Origin of the sequence: Tateyamaria omphalii (genome assembly GCF_001969365.1) — a bacterium.
GTDB lineage: Bacteria > Pseudomonadota > Alphaproteobacteria > Rhodobacterales > Rhodobacteraceae > Tateyamaria > Tateyamaria omphalii_A.
Genome location: NZ_CP019312.1, coordinates 3,335,452 through 3,354,905, shown reverse-complemented (window position 1 = coordinate 3,354,905; position 19,454 = coordinate 3,335,452). Strand labels below are relative to the sequence as shown.

Genomic DNA, 19,454 nt, shown 5'->3' with positions numbered 1-19,454 from the left:
GGTCAGTTGCTGGCGACTTTCAGGTCTGAGACCAAATTGTTCAACACCAGAAAGCTCCCAACCGCGTCACAACCGGGCACTGCCAATGTCAGATCCTGCGTTTTCACTGTACCATCCGTCATGATTTCAAGCGATTGGGCTTCAACCTCGATACCGCAATTGTCCAAGGTGACCTCTGCTTCGACGCTCAGGTCGATAGTGCCCGATTGGACCGAATGGCCAGACGGATAGGTATAGATCTCGGCAATAAGGGGCTCAGTTAGTTCTGTGTCCCCAAGCCGCATGACGTAGCCGTTGTCGCCACGCATCATGCCTGGAACATTTTGATCAGCGCCTGACCAGACGTGACCGTCCTGCCCGTAGTCGGCGCCAAATTCGCGCGCATGCAGTTCGAAACCTGCACGCCCACGCCATTGCAGTGTCGTCCGCTCGTATTGCGCAACATCGGACACAATGGCCTGCGCTACGGCACCGTCACCGTCGGAAAAGGCCATGATGAACACAGCTTGCTCTGTCAAAGCAGGGACAGTCAGGTTCAGATTGCCATTTGCGTCGGTTGTTTCGGTGAACATCATGCCGTTGTGGTGCACGGTCAACCGTTCGTTCACGGCGCATGGCGCGGTAAGGGACAGGTCGACCATCGCCGCTGGTCCGGCTTGGGCGCCTGCGACGATCGCGCACCCGTCGGCCTGCGGCAGAACGTCACTTTCGTCCGGCATGTCAGTGGCTGCAGGTACTGAGACGCGCTGCACGTTCGAATCGGCCTGTGGAACAGGTACTGACACCGGATCGGTGGCCGAGGTCAATTCAATCTCCTGCACTTCCAACAAGACATCCGCGTTTTCGGAGCCGTTGAACAAAGAGTTCACCGGTGCGGACACATTTCGCGCCGTTTCGCCATATCTTGCTTTGGCGGCTTCGCCGCTTTGCATGACAAAGCCAATGCCGACCGCAACTGCCAGCGTCGTTGCGCCGGTTGCGATCTCTTTTACATATCGCATCGTCCCATTCCCTTCCCACGGATTGGTTCAAGGGCAAGGTCGCACGAGAAACGGGCCGGGTTATGACAGCTGTTGGGAGTCTTTACGGCAGGAATACGGCACCGAGGGTGATGTCGATATCAGACAAATGCCCCATGACAATGCTTGAACTTCTTGCCAGAGCCACAGGGACAAAGGTCGTTCCGACCCGGATTTCCCCACGTGCTTCGATCATTCTCGTCAAAACCATTCGCAACCGCTTCCGCCGTCGGAGCAGGAGGCGCGTTTGTCTTGGCTGCATCGGCAACCTGTTGTTGCTGCGCCGCCATCTGGGCCAGCATCTGCTCGCGCTCTTCGTCCGTCAGCGGACGGATACGCGACAATTTGTTGGTCACTTCCGTGCGCAGGCTTTCCAACATGCTTTCAAACAGCTGGAACGCTTCGTTCTTGTACTCATTCAGCGGGTCGCGCTGCGCATAACCTCGGAAACCGACAACGGACCGCAGGTGTTCAAGCGTCAACAAATGCTCGCGCCACTTGCCGTCGATCGCTTGCAGGATCAACTGCTTTTCGATGCTGCGCATGTTTTCTTCGCCAAAGGCCTCGGCCTTTTCGGCGAGCATCTTGTCGCTCGCTTCAATCAGGCGTTCGCGAATTTGTTCATCGTCTACGCCCTCTTCATCGCACCAGGCCATAACAGGCGCATCAATGCCCAGGTTCTCAAGAACAGCAGCATAGAGCCCCTCGGTGTCCCATTGGTCAGCATAGCTATTGGGCGGCATATACTGGTCAATCAGGTCGTCGATCACCTCGTCTCGCATGTCGGACGTGATTTCCGAAAGATCCTGCGCTTCCATGATCTCGCGGCGTTGTGAAAAGACCACGCGGCGCTGATCGTTCATCACATCGTCGAATTTGAGAAGCTGCTTGCGGATGTCGAAGTTGCGCCCTTCTACCTTGGCCTGCGCACGTTCGAGGGATTTGTTCACCCAAGGGTGCACAATCGCCTCCCCCTCCTCCAGGCCAAGCGTCTTGAGCACCTTGTCCAGCCGGTCAGAGCCAAAGATGCGCATCAGATCATCTTCTAGGCTCAGGTAGAACGACGTGCGGCCCGGATCGCCCTGACGGCCCGACCGGCCGCGCAGCTGGTTGTCGATCCGGCGGCTTTCATGGCGTTCGGAGGCGAGGACAAAAAGGCCACCAGCGGCAAGCACCTTCTGCTTTTCGTCCTCATGCTCCGCCTCGATGCGCTTGCGCACTTCGTCCGGGTCCGCTTCGGGGTCGGCGGTGATCGCCTCAAGCACCTTCATTTCGACGTTGCCGCCAAGCTGAATGTCAGTGCCGCGGCCGGCCATATTGGTCGCAATGGTCACAGCGCCCAGCTTACCGGCGTCGGCGATAATCTGCGCTTCTTGCTCGTGCTGGCGGGCGTTCAGGACGTTGTGTGCAATCCCTTCGGCCTTAAGCGCTTCGGCAAACATCTCGGACTTGTCGATGGACGTCGTGCCGACAAGGACGGGCTGACCCTTTTCATGGGCTGCCTTGATCTCGTCGATCATGGCCTTGTACTTTTCCTGCCCGGTGCGGAACACTTGGTCGTCTTCGTCCAAACGCGCAATGGGCCTGTTGGTGGGCACTTCGACCACGCCCAGCCCATAAATTGTCTGGAACTCCTCGGCCTCGGTCGCGGCGGTCCCGGTCATGCCGGCCAGTTTTCCATACAGACGGAAGTAATTCTGGAACGTTACGGACGCCAGCGTCTGATTCTCCGGCTGGATTTGCACGCCTTCCTTGGCCTCGATGGCTTGATGCAGACCGTCGGACAGGCGGCGGCCCGTCATCATACGACCGGTGAATTCGTCGATCAGTACAACCTCACCGTTGCGGACGATGTAATCCTTGTCCTTCTGGAACAGCTTGTGCGCCCGCAGACCCTGGTTCACGTGGTGCACGATGGTTGTGCTCTCCGGGTCGTAAAGCGACGCGCCTTCCTCGATCAGGCCACGCACGCGCAGCTGCTCTTCGACGAACTCGTTACCATCATCGGTGAAGGTGACGTTCTTCTGCTTTTCATCGAGGGTGAAGTGGTCATCCTCGATCAACGGAATAACGCCGTCAATGGTCACGTACATCTCGGACCGGTCCTGCAGCGGGCCAGAAATGACCAGCGGTGTCCGTGCTTCATCAATCAGGATACTGTCGACCTCGTCCACGATTGCGAAATTGTGGCCGCGCTGCACCATCTCTTCGATCGAGGGCTTCATGTTATCGCGCAGATAGTCGAACCCCAACTCGTTGTTGGTTGCATAGGTGATATCACATGCGTAGGCCGCGCGCTTGTTTTCTTCGCCGATCCCGTTGATCGCAACACCGGTGGTCAGACCCAGTGCACCATAGACCTTGCCCATCCAATCCGCATCACGCTGGACAAGATATTCGTTCACGGTCACCACATGCACGCCCTTGCCTGACAGCGCATTCAGATAGGCGGCAAAGGCCGCCGTCAGGGTCTTGCCCTCGCCTGTCTTCTGTTCGGCGATATTGCCCTGATGCAGAAAGATCGCGGCAAGGAGTTGCGTGTCATAAGCGCGCAGACCTAACGTGCGCTTGGCAGCCTCGCGACAGTTCGCAAATGCCTCTGGCAACAGGTCGTCAAGGGCTTCGCCACCCATCGCCCGCTCAGCCAAAGCCTGCGTCTTATCCTTCAGACCATCGTCGCTCAGCGCCTCGAATTCAGGCTCAAGCGCGTTGATCTTTTCGACCAGCGGCCGCGTGCTCTTGATCTTGCGATCATTGGGGGTGCCAAACACCTTCTTGGTGAGTGTTCCGAAACCGAGCATACGTTCTCCAGCCGATCGTTTGTGTCTATGCAGCAACTGCTTGCCGGGCGCGCGCCAAGCCCATAATAACGGTGGGCGAAAATCGGCCCAGGCCGCGTCCATAGGGCGATGTAAGGGTCACGTGAAACCGTGTCAATGCGCGCCCCGGGTGGGGCGCATGAGCCCAAGGATTGTTACATGAATAAACGCTTCCTCTCGTTGCCGGCACTGGGTTTGATTGCGGCCCTGGCGACCCCAGCAACAGCACAAGACGCAGACACGGTTGTGGCGACCGTAAATGGCACGGACATCACGGTCGGTCACATGATCGTGGCGCGCGCCTCGCTGCCCCAGCAGTTCCAGCAATTGCCGAATGATGTTTTGTTCAGCGGTATCCTGGAACAACTGATCAACCAGACCCTTCTGGCCCAGTCCTTTGACGGTGACCTGCCCAAACGGACCATGCTGCAAATCGAAAACGAAACCCGTTCCCTGACAGCGGGCGAAGAACTGGAAACCCTGTTTCAGGAAAAGCTGACGGATGACGCGATCCAGGCCGCCTACGATCTGAAATACGAGGGCGTCACCCCGCAAGAGGAGTACAACGCGTCTCATATCCTGGTCGAAACCGAGGAAGAAGCCAAGGCTATCAAGACCGAGATTGACGGCGGTGCAGATTTTGGAGCGACCGCGCGTGAAAAGTCCACAGGGCCATCCGGACCCAATGGCGGACAGCTTGGCTGGTTCGGCGCAGGTGCGATGGTGCCCAGCTTCGAAGCGGCAGTCATCTCTTTGGAAGTGGGTGAAGTGTCTGAGCCGGTGCAAACTCAATTCGGCTGGCACGTCATTGTCCTGAACGAGACCCGGACACCCGATGCCCCGTCGCTTGACGAGGTACGCGAGGAACTGCTTCAGGAGGTACGCGACGCAGCTGTCGAAGACTACGTGGCTTCCCTGACAGCAGATGCGCAGATTGACCAATCCGGCGCCGGAGACATCGACCCTGAAATCCTGTCCGACCTGGGATTGGTGGAGTAACGGATGGCTGGCGCGCTGCCCCGGTCGCCACTGGCACCCGAGACGTTCCCAGACCTTCCCCAAATCGATGGCGTCACCTTTGCCGCTGCCGAGGCGGGTATAAAATATTCGGGGCGGCTGGACGTGATGCTGGCGATCTGTGCCCCTGGCACCAGTATCGCCGGGGTTTTTACCAAATCCGCAACTCGTGCGGCCCCGGTTCTGGATTGCCAAGCCAAGCTGGGCGGTGAGCAAGATGCCGGCGCAGCTATTCTGGTGAACGCAGGTAACGCCAACGCGTTTACCGGGCGTAACGGCGTCGATGCGGTCGCGGCAGTGGTCGATGCAACGGCAAGGGCAACCGGCTTGCCGGCAGATCGGGTGTTTACGGCATCGACCGGTGTGATTGGCGAGCCATTGCCGCACGGCCGGATCACAGCGCATCTGTCCAATCTCGTTACCCAACAGTCGGCGGATGCTATCGCGGACGCCGCGTCCGCGATCATGACGACGGATACGTACTCCAAGGGCGCAACGCAAACCATCGACGTCGATGGCCAACCCGTCACACTCGCAGGCATCGCTAAGGGCAGCGGCATGATCGCACCGGACATGGCCACAATGCTCGTGTACATCTTTACGGATGGGCAAATGACCCAAAGCGCGTTGCAGGACTTGGTGCGTGACACCAGTGACGCGACCTTCAATTGCATCACGGTCGACAGCGATACATCAACCTCTGACAGCTTGATTGTCGCCGCAACCGGGGCAAGCGGTGTTGATGTCACGGGCAACACTGCATTTGCAGAAGCCTTGTATGCCGTCATGCTTGATCTGGCGCACCAAGTTGTCCGAGACGGCGAAGGCGCCACAAAATTTGTTGAGATTGAAGTAACCGGCTGCACGGACAAGACTGCGGCAAAAACCCATGGATTGTCGATCGCCAATTCCCCATTGGTCAAAACTGCTATCGCTGGCGAGGATCCGAATTGGGGCCGCGTTGTAATGGCCGTCGGTAAATCGGGCGCCCCGGCAGAACGGGATACGTTGTCAATCTGGTTTGGGGAAACGCTCGTTGCGGAAAACGGTTGGGTCAGCCCCACCTACCGCGAGGAAGACGCCGCCGCCCATATGAAACAGGATCACATTTACATCCGCGTCGACTGCGGAATGGGAGATGCATCCGCGACAGTTTGGACCTGTGATTTGACCCACGGTTACATCGAAATCAACGCGGACTACCGGTCATGAAAGTCGTGCTGGTCTCTGCGGTTGCCCTGATCGACGTCGATGGTCGTGTGCTGATTGCACAGCGGCCCGAAGGCAAATCAATGGCAGGCCTATGGGAGTTTCCCGGAGGCAAGGTCGAAACCGGCGAGTCGCCCGAAGCGGCGCTCATCCGGGAGTTGAACGAGGAACTGGGAATCGATACGTGGGCGTCTTGCCTCGCACCTCTGACATTTGCCAGCCAAAGCTATGATAACTTCCACCTGCTGATGCCGCTGTTTGCCTGCCGAAAGTGGGAAGGAACACCACAATCCCGCGAGAACCAGGCTTTAAAATGGGTTAAGCCCAAGGATTTGCGCGATTATCCAATGCCAGCCGCTGACGTCCCATTGATCCCAATCCTCCGCGATTGGTTGTAACGCCGGGTAACAATCTTCTCAAAACGACAAAAAAAACAACAGTTTTGTGACATTGTTGATGACTTGTTAAACAATACACTTATAGTTGAGATATTACTTTCTTTTTGGGGAGGAAAGTCATGCTACGCACAATTGCTTTGGGCAGTGCCGTTTTGATCCAAGGGTTCTACGTGAAAACCCTTCCAGATGGACGGATGACTGTTCGGGTTGATGGAGCCCACTATTCCGGAACACCCGTTTCGCAAACTGCATAACACGACGATCTGAGTAAAAAAGGGGACGGTTCCACACCGTCCCCTTTCTCTTTTTCTATCCGCCTTGCTCAGTCGAGCGTGCGTGTGACCTCTTCTCGCTCGAAAATCTCGATCACATCCGACGGACGGATATCATCGTAATTCTCGAACGCCATACCGCATTCTTGCCCAGACTGAACTTCTGCCACTTCGTCCTTAAAGCGCTTGAGCGTTTTCAGCGTGCCCTCGTGAATCACCACGTTGTCACGCAGCAGACGCACACCGGCCGAACGGCGGGCGACCCCTTCGGTCACCAGACAACCGGCCACCTTGCCAACACCCGTCACCTTGAACACTTCCTTGATCTCGGCGTAGCCGATGAAATTCTCACGAATTTCAGCGCTCAGCAGACCGGAGGCTGCGGCCTTCACATCATCCACAAGGTCGTAGATCACCGAGTAATAGCGGATCTCTACACCCTTTTGGTTGGCTGTGTTCCGGGCAGACGCGTTCGCACGGACGTTGAAACCCATGATCGGCGCGCCCGACGCTTCGGCCAGACCCACATCGGTTTCGGTGATCGCACCGACGCCCGAGTGCAGTACGCGTACGCGTACTTCGTCGTTACCAATCTTCTCCATCGCCTGAACGATGGCCTCTGCAGACCCCTGCACATCCGCTTTAACGAGGATGGGCAGTTCGCTGACATTCTCGTCCGCCTTGGCGTTCGCCATCAACTGTTCGAGGGTCGTCGCCGCACCAGCCGCCGCGCGTTTGTCCTTGGCCGCTTTCTCGCGGTACTCGGCAATCTCACGCGCCTGGGCTTCGGTCTCGGTCACGTTGAGAACATCACCAGCCTCTGGCGTACCGTTCAGGCCAAGCACTTCGACCGGAACCGACGGCCCGGCCTCTTTCACGCGCTCGCCCTTATCATTGATGAGGGCACGAACCTTACCGTACTGCTCACCCACGACAAAGATATCGCCTTGCCGCAGCGTACCGTTTTGAACGAGAACGGTCGCAACGGGGCCACGGCCCACATCCAACTGCGCTTCGATCACTGCGCCCTGCGCAGCGCGATCCGGGTTAGCTTTCAGTTCCAGAATCTCGGCCTGAAGCGCGATGGCTTCCAGCAACTGATCCAAGCCCTGCCCGGTGATCGCAGACACTTCGACATCCTGCACCTCACCCGACATCTTCTCGACGATCACTTCGTGTTGCAGCAGATCGGTGCGCACCTTGTCCGGAGTCGCACCCGGTTTATCAATCTTGTTGATCGCCACAATCATCGGCACTTCAGCGGCCTTGGCATGGTTGATGGCTTCAACCGTCTGCGGCATTACCGCATCGTCCGCCGCCACAACCAGAACAACGATGTCCGTGACCTGAGCACCGCGCGACCGCATCGACGTAAACGCCGCGTGGCCCGGGGTGTCGAGGAAGGACAGCGTCACACCGTCTTCGGTTTTCACCTGATATGCACCGATGTGCTGGGTAATCCCGCCCGCTTCGCCCGCGACAACCTTGGCATCGCGGATCGCATCCAGAAGCGAGGTTTTGCCGTGGTCCACGTGGCCCATGATGGTGATGACCGGCGGACGACCCTGCAGGTCATCTGCCTCATCCTGAACCTCTTTGATCACGTCCTCGACGTCGGCATCCGACACACGCTGGACGCGGTGGCCGAACTCTTCGACGATCAGTTCCGCGGTATCGGCGTCGATGGTCTGGTTCTGAGTTACCATCATACCGTTGTTCATCAGCGCCTTGACTACGTCGCCGACCTTTTCGGTCATTCGGTTGGCAAGTTCGCTCACGACGATGGCTTCGGGCACCTGCACGTCGCGGACAACCTTTTCACGCTCAACGGAACCGCCCATTGCCTTTTGACGGGCCCGTTCCTGCTTGCGCTTCATGGCCGCCATCGACCGCTGGCGACCACCTTCGCCGCCCCTGAGCGCTTGGTTCAGGGTCAGCTTGCCAGACCGTCGACCGCCATCATCACGTCCACGGTTGCTGGGGCGCTGGTCGCGCTCACGATCATTCTTGCGCGGTGTCGCTGCAGGCTGTGCCTGGCGCTGGACCGGCTGCGCCTTTTCAGCAGGCGCCGCCGCAGCGGCCTGAGCAGCGGCAGCAGCCTCGGCGGCCTTGCGCTTCTCTTCTTCTTCCTTCGCCTTCAGCGCTTCCTCGCGTTCACGCTCGGCTTGCTCTTTGGCTTCGGCTTCAGCACGGCGGCGCTCGCGTTCGGCTTCGCGCGCTTTTTCTTCTTCGGCGCGTTTTGCGGCCTCTTCGACTTCGCGCGCCTTAGCGGCTTGCACGGCCTTTAGGCGGCGATCCATCTCCGCATCGGAAATGCCTGCGGGGCGACGGCTTGGATCACCCCCGGCAGCGCCTGCGCCACCAGCGGGTTTTGCGGCACCGGGCTTCGGCACCACAACGCGCTTGCGCTTGGTTTCGACGACGACATTCTTGGTCCGCCCGTGGCTGAAACTCTGTTTCACGTTGCCCGGACGCGCGCCGCTGCGCAGACCCAAAGTCTTCTTCCCGTCAGTATCGCTCATAAAGCTCGTCTATCCTTCCCGGCGGCCCTTGCCGCCGTCATTTTCGCGCCCGGTGGCGCCAGCCACCCTGTTTTCGCGGACTCCGCGTAAACGGTTGGCTTCCTCTACAACACGTTGCGTGAGTCCACCAGAGGCGAGCGCCCCATGTATCACAGTTTGACGGCCAAAGGCCAAACCCAACTCATCCGATGTCAGCCAGCCAATGTATGTGCCGAAATGCGGCGTACTCAGCTTGGACTTGCCGCGGCCCGACCCATCGACTGCCTGGATCAGAACATCCGCCTCTTCCAGCGCAAGCATGTTCTTGACCTTTTCATACCCCGCCACGGCGCGACCGCCCTTACGGGACAGCGCGATCAGGTCCACAACCCGCCGCGCCAGTTGCCGCTCGACTTCTTCGACCAAATCATCCGGCACCTGCACGGATTGCTTGGCCCCCCGCGCAAACAGCTTCTTCTTCACGGCCTTGTCCAAGGCCGCACGATCCGCCGCAACATAAATACCACGACCGGGCAACTTGCCCGCAATGTCCGGCACGATCTGCGCATCGGGCCCCACGACAAAGCGGATCAACCCATTCTTGGGCTGCACCTCGCCCGTGGCAATGCACTTGCGCTCCGGCCCATCCGACCGATCCTTTGAGTCGCCACCGCGTCCCATCAGGCTCACCCGAGGCCTGAAATCAGGCCTCGGCCTCCTCGGTCAGCTCTTCGCCGTCTTCTTCCGCTGCTTCCGCTTCCAATTCGGCAGGATCGACCCAACCCAGCAAAATACGCGCCGTCATAACCAGTTGCTGCGCCTCTTCCAACGACACGTCAAACGGTTCCAGTACGCCATCGTCCTTGTGACGTTCGCCATCGACGGTTGTCCAGCCACCGGCCAGTTCCCAGTCTGCGCATGTTGCAAAATCTTCCAGGGTTTTAACGTCATCCTTGGCGAGCGCTTCTACCATTTGGGGTGTAAGCCCGTCGAATTCAATAAGGCTGTCTTCGACGCCCATTGATCGCGCGTTGTCCAGCGCTGCCTTGGCCTGAGCTTCCAGCACGTCGCGGGCACGGGCTTGCAATTCCTCGGCTGTGCCTTCGTCCACGCCGTCGATGACCAGCAATTCGTCCAGCTCGACATAGGCCACCTCTTCGAGGTTCGTGAACCCCTCGGACACCAGCAATTGGGCAAAGAATTCGTCAAGGTCCAGATTGTCCATGAACAGCTTGGTGCGCTCTTCGAATTCGGCCTGACGACGCGCCGATTCGTCTGCCTCGGTCATAATGTCGATGTCAAGGTTGGTGAGTTGGCTGGCCAGACGCACGTTCTGACCGCGACGACCGATGGCGAGCGACAGTTGCTCTTCGGGCACGACGACTTCGATCTTGCCCGCTTCCTCGTCCAGAACCACCTTGCTCACCTCGGCGGGCTGCAATGCGTTCACAAGGAAGGTCGGCTGATCCTCATTCCACGGAATGATGTCGATCTTTTCACCCTGAAGCTCGTTCACGACGGCCTGCACGCGGGAACCCCGCATACCGACGCACGCACCCACGGGGTCGATGGAGTTATCATACGAAATCACGGCAATCTTCGCGCGAGACCCGGGGTCGCGGGCCACGGCCTTGATGTCGATGATGCCGTCGTAGATCTCCGGCACTTCCATCTTGAACAGTTCCGCCATGAATTCGGGCGCTGTCCGGCTCAGGAAAATCTGCGGCCCACGCTGTTCGCGGCGCACATCCTTGATGTAGCAGCGGATGCGGTCATTCGGGCGATACGATTCGCGGCCGATCTTTTCATTGCGGCGCAGGATCGCCTCACCGGCACCGACGTCCACGATGACGTTGCCGTATTCCTCGCGCTTGACCAGCGCGTTGATGATGGTGCCCGCGCGATCCTTGAACTCTTCGAACTGACGATCACGCTCGGCTTCGCGCACCTTTTGCAGGATCACCTGCTTGGCGGATTGCGCTGCGATGCGGCCCATCTCGACCGGAGGGACTTCCTCTACAAAAGTGTCACCGACGGCGGGGTTGTCGAGATACTGCTTGGCCTGCTCAACGGTGAACTCGGCCTGGTAGTTCTCCAGCTCTTCATCCTCGACCACGGTGCGGACACGGGTGAATGTCGCCTTGCCGGTCTTGCGGTCGATGGACACACGAATGTCCATCTCGGCCCCGTAGCGGGACTTCGCCGCGCGCGCGAGCGACTCTTCCATCGCCTCGACCACCAGACCGGGGTCGATCATCTTTTCACGGGCAACGGCTTCCGCGGTTTGCAGCAGCTCAAGCTGGTTTGCAGATGTAATGGCCATCAGCTGTCCTCCTCTGACCCTTCGGTCTGTATTTCGTCGAATTCTGTCTCTTTGATCACGCCAGCCGCTTTGCGCTGGCGTAACATCTCTTTGATCAACTCGTCCGTCAGGACCAGCTTGGCGTCGCTCAACCACTCGAACTTCAGGCCAATCGTGCCCTCGGCCACGTTGATCAGCACCTCGTCATCCTCGACACCTGCAAGCACGCCTTTGAAACGGCGCCGTCCGTCGATCAACTCATCGGTTTCCAGCTTGGCGTCATAGCCCTCGAACATGTCGAAGTCTTTCAGCCGGGTCAGCGGTCGGTCAATGCCGGGCGAGGATACTTCGAGCGTATAAGCATCGAGGATCGGATCCTCGACATCCAACGTCGCACTCACAGCGGTGGAAATCGCACCGCAATCATCCACCTCGATCCCGCCATCGGGCTTGTCGGCCATGATCTGCAGCGTCGTTTCCTTGCCGCTCATCAGTCGCACGCGCACCAGCTCATAGCCCAGATCCTCGATCACCGGGGTGATGATCTCGGCAAGGCGGCGGTCGATGGCAGCTTTGGCAATCAGGTCGTTGGTCATTTGATCCAAGCACAAAAAAACGGGCGCGCGGCCCGTCGATGTTTCCCGGTGGAGCGTCGGGTGTGGACCCCAGCGCGCCGCTGTTGAGGGGGATATACGCATGTGCCCCGGAGTCTGCAAGCCCCATGCGATTTGCCTCAGGCCATCCACCACCGTTCTGCCATGCGCAGGTTGTCGAGCGGCCAGGATTTGCCAACCGTTACGGGCACAGTGACCGAGCGGCTCACGATATGGGTTGCAGCGTGAGCATTCGGCAAAGCCTGGAAATCACGCGGATCGGCATAGCCGTCGAGGGCGATCACATCTGCCACATCCACCAAGCCATCGCGCAGCGCCTCGCCGCGCACGTGATCGGCACTGAACTGCACGAATTCGACCGAGTCGAACCAGCCTGCGCCTTGCTTCCAATGATCTGCGACACGCGTGCCGATAAAGTGCCGCCCGTCATCCAGCTTCTGGGCCTTGTACAGCCCCGTACCCGTTGCCCCACGGATTTCAAATCCGGGCTGCGCAAGCAGGTAAGGCAGGCTCGGGTTCGGCTGATCAAGATTGATTTGGATGGCCAGCGGATCCAACATCTGCACATCCCACGGCAAATGCGATACCGCGGACGCTTCAAACGGCTTGTTGTCGTGGAACGTCACGCCATCGCGCAGCGTGAACCGCCACACACGCGCATCGGGATCTGATGACCATTCGGTCGCCAACTCACCACGCAGCGTACCGTCGGCGGCAATCTCGGTCAGGTTGTCGTAGACAGTCGCGGCCACTGCCTGTTCAAACAATTCCGGTGACAACGCAGCGCGCAACCGTCCACCCCGCTGCGGCAAAGCCGATGCACCGGTGGCCGCCAGCAAGGCTGCGGCAGCACCGGACGCAAAAAGCGCGCGGCGGTCAATGCGGGTCATTTTCCTGCGATCCTGTCCATCGTGCGCACCAGTTCAGCCGAAATCCCCGGTTCAGACAAGGCATGACCGGCATTGCGGACCATTTTAAGTTCCCCCAGCGGCCACACCTTTGACAACGCATAGGCACTGTCGGGCGGGCAGATCATGTCGTAGCGGCCTTGCACGATAGTGCCCGGAATGTGCTTGATACGACCTGCATGAGCGAGAATCTGACCGTCGAACTCAAGGAAACCGGCGTTGGTGAAATAATGATTCTCGAGCCGGGCAAAGGCACGGGCATAGTCGCCAGGCGCCTCTCCACCGGCACCAGATGAATGGATCGAGGCCAATGCATTTTCCCAAGACGACCACGCGCGGGCAAAGCGGGTTTCCATCGCAACATCGCCAGAAAACAGACGCCGGTGATAGGCACCAATCAGATCTCCACGCTCATCTTCGGGGATCAGCCCTTCGAAGCGCGACCACACCTCGGGCCAGAACTTGCCCGCTCCACCGCCGTAGAACCAGTCAAGCTCGGCTTGCGTCATCAGGAACACGCCGCGCAGCACCAGATTGCGCACCCGCGCCGGGTGCGCCTCGGCGTAGATCAGGGCGAGCGTTGCGCCCCACGATCCGCCAAACACAATCCACGCGTCGATGCCCAGTGTCTTACGGATCAACTCGATGTCGTCGACCAGATGCCAGGTCGTATTGTTCATCACGGACGCGTGCGGGCGCGACCTGCCACAGCCGCGCTGATCAAACAGAATCACCCGGTAGTGTTCTGGATCAAAATACCGACGCATTGCGGGACTGCACCCGCCGCCAGGACCACCATGCAAAACCACCACTGGCATCCCGTTTGGATTGCCGCATTGTTCCACGTAGATACGGTGTCCTTGACCAACCTCAAGCATCCGTTGGTCGTAGGGGTCCATGGGCGGGTACAGATACTGTACCGCGCGCTTTTGATCGCTGTGTTTGTCCATTACTGACCTACATAGGGCTTAAAGCGCACATGAGCATACGGAGACGCAAATGCAAACGCATCAAACCACCGTTGACCCGTCGGAAATCGCGAAATTCGAGGCGATGGCGGCGGAATGGTGGGATCCGAACGGAAAATTCAAGCCGCTGCACATGCTGAACCCCTGCAGGCTGGACTATATCACCAGCCAGATCGCGGCGGAATTCGATCGGGATCTGACCGGCCCGGATGCGTTCGAAGGGCTGCGTATCCTCGACATCGGATGCGGCGGCGGTTTGTTATCTGAACCGATGGCGCGTCTTGGCGCCGAGGTGGTCGGCGCCGATGCGGCAGAGCGCAACATCCCCATTGCAAAGGTTCATGCGGAACAATCCGGCCTGACCATCGACTACCGCCACACTACAGCCGAAGACATGGCCGAGGCAGGTGAACAGTTCGACGTGGTGCTGAACATGGAAGTGGTCGAACATGTGGCCGACCCGCTCGGCTACCTCACTGCCTGCCGTCAACTTCTGAAACCGGGCGGGCTGCACATATGCTCGACCATCAACCGGAACCCGAAATCCTACATGATGGCGATCATCGGCGCGGAACATGTGATGCGCTGGTTGCCGAAGGGCACGCATGAATGGAACAAGTTCATAACGCCGGACGAGCTGTTTGATCTGATGCGGAACGCGGGCCTAGACCCCGTGGATCGCAAGGGGTTCGTGTTCAATCCGCTAACATGGGCGTGGAAATTGTCTGACACGGATCTGAGCGTGAACTACGTGACCGCCAGCCTCAATCCGGCTTAGGTTTGCTGGACAGCTGATCCCGCAGCTGGCGCAAAATGGGCAGGGTCGACCGCACGCGGTCCTCGCCGAGCTTGTCGATCACTTCGCCAACCATTGGCGCGATTGAGCTGAGCGCCTGATCGCGTGCGCGCATCCCCGCAGGGCTGATGGCGACCATCTTGCGCCGCGCGTCGTCCCAATCGGGTCTGATGTGGATGTATCCGGCCCACTCGAGGCGGTTGAGCGTATTGGTCATGGCGCCGCGAGTCACGTTGAAGGTCTCAGCCAATTGCGCCGGACTGCGCTCACCCTCATGCCAGGCCAGATGGTTCAGCACCGAAAAATGCGAGATTTCCATGCCCTTCGGCAGCACACGGCTCAGCCGGTTGCGGACCATCTGATCCGCCGCCAACACCTCGCTGAACAGCGAAATGGCCAATGCATTTTTGTCCGTGCTCATACGCCATCAGGGGGCTTCGAACGGGCGCGCATTTTCCCTTGATGGGATACGGCGGCGCGCCTCGGCCACCTTTTCCAAATCCAGATCAAAGACATAAATGCCGGGCGCGGTCCCTGCGTCAAGTACCACCTCGCCCCACGGATTGACGGCCAGCGAATGGCCGTAGGTGTCCCGCGTCTTGTGTTGTGCGCTGGAATGCGTGCCTGTCTGGGCCGGGGCCAGAACCCATGCCCCCGCTTCAATCGCGCGCGCACGCAACAAGCTGTGCCAATGGGCCGCACCGGTGACAGGCGAAAAAGCAGACGGGTAAGTCAGGATCTGAGCACCAGCAGTGACAAGGGCATCGGCCAATCGCGGAAAGCGCATATCGTAGCAGATGGCCATGCCAACCATCGCAAATTCAGCCCGGGCCAGCACGGCGCGTTCGCCCGGGCGATAGCCAGAGGACTCGCGATATGTCTCCGTGTTGTCGATCGCCACATCGAACATGTGGATCTTGTCGTAGCGCCCAATGATGTCCCCGCGGGGACAAACCAGAAAGGACCGATTGGCAAAGCGGCCATCGGGTTCACCCGTCTTGAGCGCGAGCGACCCAATAAGAATATGCACGCCCTTTTCAGACGCAATTTGGCGCACGGCAGCTAAGGTCGGTTCATCCTGTTCGAGAGACAGTACCGATTGCTGATGCGCGCGATTGGTCGAGACGCAATTCGTCACCTCCGGCGTGAGGATGAACGCCGCGCCCATATCGGCGGCCTGCTCGACCATCTCGACGGTCCGAGGCAGGTTGCCCAACGGATCGTCGGAGACATTGAGTTGCAGCAGCGCGGCCTTCATTCAGGACGCAAGAAGCGCATCAAGCTTGCCCGCGCCATCCAGGGCATAGAGATCGTCGCACCCGCCCACATGCGTGTCGCCGATAAATATCTGAGGCACCGTCCGACCTCCGTTCGCCCGCTGGATCATCTCGGCCTTGCGACCCGGTTGGGCCAGGACGTTCACTTCAGAGAACTCCACACCCTTTTCTTTGAGCAGACGTTTTGCGGCATGGCAAAAGCCGCACAAGGGCGAGGTGTAGATTTCGACGGCTTTCATGGCGCGGATCCTTTCGGCACGAAGTCAGGGTTGTCGATTATCTAGGCGTCTTTCGCGACGCGCGCCAGTACGGCCACGCACACGTCTGTGGCACCTGCCGCACGACACGCCTCGGCGCAGGCGGCGAGGGTTGCGCCGGTGGTCAGCACATCATCAACCAGCACGACAGATCGGCCCGCGATACGGTGATGGCGGCGCTGAGCAACACATATGGCCCCATTCAGAATGTCAGCACGCTCGTCTTTGGTTTTGCCATCAAGCGATGGCGTGCGCCTTGGGCGTTCGAGCAAGTCGGGGCAAACATCAAGTCCGGTCTTTTCAGACAAATGCCTCGCGATCAGGGCAGACTGATTATAGCGCCGCTTGGCCAGCCGCATCCAGTGCAACGGGACCGGAACAAGCAGGGCATCGCTGTTGGCAATCTCCAACACACCCTGACGCATCCATCCCGCCGCGGGTTTTGCGATCTCTTGCCGGTCGCCGTGCTTGAGCCCAAGGACCATCCTGCGGCCCATGCCCGTGTAGATCAATGCGGCGCGCCCATGTTTCCAGGGCTTGGGCGACTTGAGGCAGGTATCACAGTGAACAACCTCGTCCAAGGCGGAGCCCGGCAACGGCGTGCTGCAACTGTCACAGACCGTACCGCCAACAAATGATGTCTGCCCCCAGCACGCGCCGCACAGCCCAAAGTCACTGTCGACCATCTGGCCACAGCCCAGGCATCGGGGCGGATAAATGGCTGAAAGCGCCGTTTGTAAAAGACCCATTGCTGTCCTACCTATGCCGCCATGACCCAGCCGACACCCTTAACCGATCTTCGCGCGCTGGCCCGGCACCGCGCCCGCGCCGATATGTCTGCGCTGTTTCTCCAAGAAGCAGCACGCGATGAGGTTCAGGATCGACTGGTGATGGTTAACAAATCCTTTTCATCGGTTGGGATCGTCGCCGCTTTTCCGCAGCTATGGCAGGGACAGGTGGACGGCGCGCATATCGTTACCGAGCAAGAGACGCTGAACCTGCCGCAAGAGACACACGACTTGATGGTCCACAGCATGGGATTGCACTGGGCCAACGATCCGGTCGGGCAACTGATCCAGTGCCGCCGCGCACTGAAAGCTGACGGGCTCTTGTTGGCCGTCGCCCTTGGCGGTCAAACCCTGCACGAACTGCGCGCTTGTCTGGCAGAGGCGGAAGTATCTGAAACTGGTGGGCTCTCGCCCCGCGTTGCACCCATGGCCGAAGTCCGCGATCTGGGCGCATTGTTGCAACGGGCCGGTTTGGCGCTACCGGTCGCCGACACGGTCCCGCTGCGGGTGCGGTATCAATCCATGTGGCACCTCATGCGCGACCTGCGCACCATGGGAGAAACGAATGCGCTGAATGCGCGTCACCGGACCACGACGCGACCCGGCATCCTAAAGCGGGCAGCTGATATTTATGCTGCAAGTTATCCAGGCGACGATGGCGGCATCTTCGCCACATTTGAATTGATCGTGCTGACAGGGTGGGCGCCGGATGCCAGCCAGCAAAAGCCGCTCAGGCCAGGTGCGGCACAAGCCCGGCTGGCAGATGCGCTGAAGACGGACGAAACGTCGCTGCCAGATTGACCTGCACGCAAATCCGTTTATCTCAGGCGCATTGGCGACCAGGAAGTATCCAGATGCTCGACACCAGCAAGACAGCGACCCGTCCGGCCCATGCCGCAGACGACCACCCGGCCATCCCGCCGGCGCGCGTCGGGATATTGCTGGCCAATCTGGGTACACCGGACGGCTATGATTACTGGTCGATGCGCCGCTATCTGAACGAATTTCTGTCCGACAAGCGCGTGATCGACTACAGCGCCTGGATCTGGCAACCTCTCTTGCAGCTGATCATCCTGACAAAACGCCCGTTTTCATCCGGCGCTGCCTACAAGTCGATCTGGAACGAAGAGGCGGGCGAGAGCCCCCTGATGACGATCACCAAGGATCAGACAGCCAAGATAAAGGCGTCGATGCATGACAAATATGGCGATCAGGTGATGGTCGATTTTTGCATGCGTTACGGCAATCCGTCGACAAAATCCAAAGTGCGCGAGATGGTCGAGGCAGGGTGCCAGAAAATCCTGTTCTTCCCCCTTTATCCCCACTACGCCGGGGCGACATCGGCGACGGCAAACGACCAGTTTTTTCGCGCCTTGATGGAAGAAAAGTGGCAGCCGACCACCCGGACGGTACAGCCTTATTTTGAGCATCCGAAATACATCGAGGCGCTCGCGCAATCCATCGAACGTGCCTACGGCACCATGGATACGCGCCCGGACATGCTGGTGTGCAGTTACCACGGCGTGCCCCTGCGCTACCTCATGGAAGGTGATCCGTACCATTGCCAATGTCAGAAGACGACGCGACTGCTCAAAGAGCGTCTGGGCTGGCAAGACACTGAAATCAAGACGACATTCCAGTCAAAATTCGGACCGGAAGAGTGGCTGAAACCTTACACGGTCGAGGAAGTGGCGCGTTTGGCCGAAGCGGGGAAAAAGAACATCGCCGTATGTGCGCCCGCGTTTTCTGCCGACTGCATCGAAACGCTTGAAGAGATCAACGAAGAGATCAAGGAAAGCTTTGAAGAAGCCGGCGGTGAAACGTTCACCTATATCCCGTGCCTGAACGATGATGCGGCGCATATCGAAGCGCTGAACACGGTGATCGAAGAAAACCTGCGCGGATGGTTAGACTGACGGCACCGTACGCCGGGACAAATAAAAAAGGCGGCTCGCAATGAGCCGCCTTTTTCTTTTCATATTGCCTAGGACTTAGTCCGCAACAACAGCTGCAACTGCGATCAGGATCAGCAGGGGCAGAACAATGCCACCCGAAGAGCTACGAGTCTCTTCGACGATCACGGGTGCTTCGATGATCGGCTCGGCAGGTGCGCCAGCGAATGCGGTCGAAGCAGCAGCAGTCAGTGCAGCAGCGAGAACGAGTTTTTTCATATTAACCTCCAGTTACGCGCCCCAACAATTAGCGTTGGAACGCACCCAAGACTTACCTCGTGAGTCTGTGTAAACAGCAATACCGCGCGATTGCAAACCGTGTTTCAGGGACTTAGCCGCCGATCCGCCGCAATGTCG

General features: G+C 59.0%; 19 protein-coding genes. 6 read left to right on the top strand and 13 right to left on the bottom strand.

Going from position 1 to position 19,454, the window contains the following annotated elements; genetic code table 11:
- Nucleotides 1-2: 2 nt before the first annotated feature.
- Nucleotides 3-1,001 carry a hypothetical protein gene (locus BWR18_RS16835; RefSeq protein ID WP_076629592.1) on the bottom strand — a complete coding sequence of 333 codons (999 nt, stop codon included), beginning with the start codon at nucleotides 999-1,001 and terminating at the stop codon, nucleotides 3-5.
- Between the two features lie 119 nt (nucleotides 1,002-1,120).
- The gene (secA, locus tag BWR18_RS16830; RefSeq protein ID WP_076629591.1) at nucleotides 1,121-3,820 is read right to left on the bottom strand and encodes a preprotein translocase subunit SecA; all 2,700 of its coding nucleotides are present in this window, start codon (nucleotides 3,818-3,820) and stop codon (nucleotides 1,121-1,123) included.
- 177 nt (nucleotides 3,821-3,997) lie between these two features.
- Here secA and BWR18_RS16825 point away from each other — a divergent pair, with 177 nt between their 5' ends.
- Genes BWR18_RS16825 through BWR18_RS16815 form a run of 3 tightly spaced genes read left to right on the top strand, consistent with a single transcriptional unit; the run spans nucleotide 3,998 to nucleotide 6,462 of the window.
- Entirely contained in the window at nucleotides 3,998-4,837 is an 840-nt protein-coding gene (locus BWR18_RS16825) for a peptidylprolyl isomerase (RefSeq protein ID WP_076630381.1), read from the top strand.
- A gap of 3 nt (nucleotides 4,838-4,840) precedes the next feature.
- The gene (argJ, locus tag BWR18_RS16820; RefSeq protein WP_076629590.1) at nucleotides 4,841-6,067 is read left to right on the top strand and encodes a bifunctional glutamate N-acetyltransferase/amino-acid acetyltransferase ArgJ; all 1,227 of its coding nucleotides are present in this window, start codon (nucleotides 4,841-4,843) and stop codon (nucleotides 6,065-6,067) included.
- Entirely contained in the window at nucleotides 6,064-6,462 is a 399-nt protein-coding gene (locus tag BWR18_RS16815; RefSeq protein WP_076629589.1) for a (deoxy)nucleoside triphosphate pyrophosphohydrolase, read from the top strand. Before argJ ends, BWR18_RS16815 begins: the two co-directional genes overlap by 4 nt.
- Nucleotides 6,463-6,784: 322 nt before the next feature.
- Here the strand turns inward: BWR18_RS16815 and infB are convergent, their stop codons facing one another.
- The 6 genes from infB to pip all read right to left on the bottom strand — a co-directional run bounded on the left by infB (nucleotide 6,785) and on the right by pip (nucleotide 14,009).
- Nucleotides 6,785-9,256, bottom strand: coding sequence for a translation initiation factor IF-2 (gene infB / locus BWR18_RS16810; RefSeq protein WP_076629588.1), 2,472 nt, complete (start codon nucleotides 9,254-9,256; stop codon nucleotides 6,785-6,787).
- Nucleotides 9,257-9,265: 9 nt separating this feature from the next.
- A complete protein-coding gene (locus BWR18_RS16805; RefSeq protein ID WP_076629587.1) occupies nucleotides 9,266-9,916 on the bottom strand; it encodes an RNA-binding protein in 651 nt (216 codons plus the stop codon).
- A gap of 22 nt (nucleotides 9,917-9,938) precedes the next feature.
- Nucleotides 9,939-11,558, bottom strand: coding sequence for a transcription termination factor NusA (gene nusA / locus BWR18_RS16800; RefSeq protein WP_076629586.1), 1,620 nt, complete (start codon nucleotides 11,556-11,558; stop codon nucleotides 9,939-9,941).
- Nucleotides 11,558-12,133, bottom strand: coding sequence for a ribosome maturation factor RimP (gene rimP, locus BWR18_RS16795; protein ID WP_076629585.1), 576 nt, complete (start codon nucleotides 12,131-12,133; stop codon nucleotides 11,558-11,560). Before rimP ends, nusA begins: the two co-directional genes overlap by 1 nt.
- A gap of 137 nt (nucleotides 12,134-12,270) precedes the next feature.
- Complete coding sequence (locus BWR18_RS16790) at nucleotides 12,271-13,041, bottom strand: ABC transporter substrate-binding protein (protein WP_076629584.1); 771 nt, start codon at nucleotides 13,039-13,041, stop codon at nucleotides 12,271-12,273.
- Nucleotides 13,038-14,009 carry a prolyl aminopeptidase gene (gene pip, locus BWR18_RS16785; RefSeq protein ID WP_076629583.1) on the bottom strand — a complete coding sequence of 324 codons (972 nt, stop codon included), beginning with the start codon at nucleotides 14,007-14,009 and terminating at the stop codon, nucleotides 13,038-13,040. Before pip ends, BWR18_RS16790 begins: the two co-directional genes overlap by 4 nt.
- Nucleotides 14,010-14,058: 49 nt before the next feature.
- Between pip and ubiG the strand changes: the two genes are divergently transcribed.
- Nucleotides 14,059-14,805, top strand: coding sequence for a bifunctional 2-polyprenyl-6-hydroxyphenol methylase/3-demethylubiquinol 3-O-methyltransferase UbiG (ubiG, locus tag BWR18_RS16780; protein ID WP_076629582.1), 747 nt, complete (start codon nucleotides 14,059-14,061; stop codon nucleotides 14,803-14,805).
- Here ubiG and BWR18_RS16775 read toward each other — a convergent pair.
- Genes BWR18_RS16775 through BWR18_RS16760 form a run of 4 tightly spaced genes read right to left on the bottom strand, consistent with a single transcriptional unit; the run spans nucleotide 14,792 to nucleotide 17,106 of the window.
- Nucleotides 14,792-15,244: a MarR family winged helix-turn-helix transcriptional regulator gene (locus BWR18_RS16775; RefSeq protein ID WP_076629581.1), complete on the bottom strand. Its 453-nt coding sequence runs from the start codon at nucleotides 15,242-15,244 to the stop codon at nucleotides 14,792-14,794. The genes ubiG and BWR18_RS16775 overlap by 14 nt on opposite strands.
- A gap of 6 nt (nucleotides 15,245-15,250) precedes the next feature.
- Entirely contained in the window at nucleotides 15,251-16,081 is an 831-nt protein-coding gene (locus BWR18_RS16770) for a carbon-nitrogen hydrolase family protein (RefSeq protein WP_076629580.1), read from the bottom strand.
- Nucleotides 16,082-16,339 carry a glutaredoxin 3 gene (gene grxC / locus BWR18_RS16765; RefSeq protein WP_076629579.1) on the bottom strand — a complete coding sequence of 86 codons (258 nt, stop codon included), beginning with the start codon at nucleotides 16,337-16,339 and terminating at the stop codon, nucleotides 16,082-16,084.
- Nucleotides 16,340-16,380: 41 nt separating this feature from the next.
- The gene (locus BWR18_RS16760) at nucleotides 16,381-17,106 is read right to left on the bottom strand and encodes a ComF family protein (RefSeq protein ID WP_076629578.1); all 726 of its coding nucleotides are present in this window, start codon (nucleotides 17,104-17,106) and stop codon (nucleotides 16,381-16,383) included.
- 21 nt (nucleotides 17,107-17,127) lie between these two features.
- On the opposite strand from BWR18_RS16760, the gene BWR18_RS16755 reads away from it, so the two are divergent.
- Both BWR18_RS16755 and hemH read left to right on the top strand, forming a co-directional pair.
- A complete protein-coding gene (locus tag BWR18_RS16755) occupies nucleotides 17,128-17,946 on the top strand; it encodes a methyltransferase domain-containing protein (protein WP_076629577.1) in 819 nt (272 codons plus the stop codon).
- A 53-nt stretch (nucleotides 17,947-17,999) separates the two neighbouring features.
- Nucleotides 18,000-19,061: a ferrochelatase gene (gene hemH / locus BWR18_RS16750; RefSeq protein ID WP_076629576.1), complete on the top strand. Its 1,062-nt coding sequence runs from the start codon at nucleotides 18,000-18,002 to the stop codon at nucleotides 19,059-19,061.
- Between the two features lie 75 nt (nucleotides 19,062-19,136).
- On the opposite strand, the gene BWR18_RS16745 is transcribed toward hemH, so the two are convergent.
- Entirely contained in the window at nucleotides 19,137-19,316 is a 180-nt protein-coding gene (locus BWR18_RS16745; protein ID WP_039685157.1) for a hypothetical protein, read from the bottom strand.
- Between the last annotated feature and the right edge of the window lie 138 nt (nucleotides 19,317-19,454).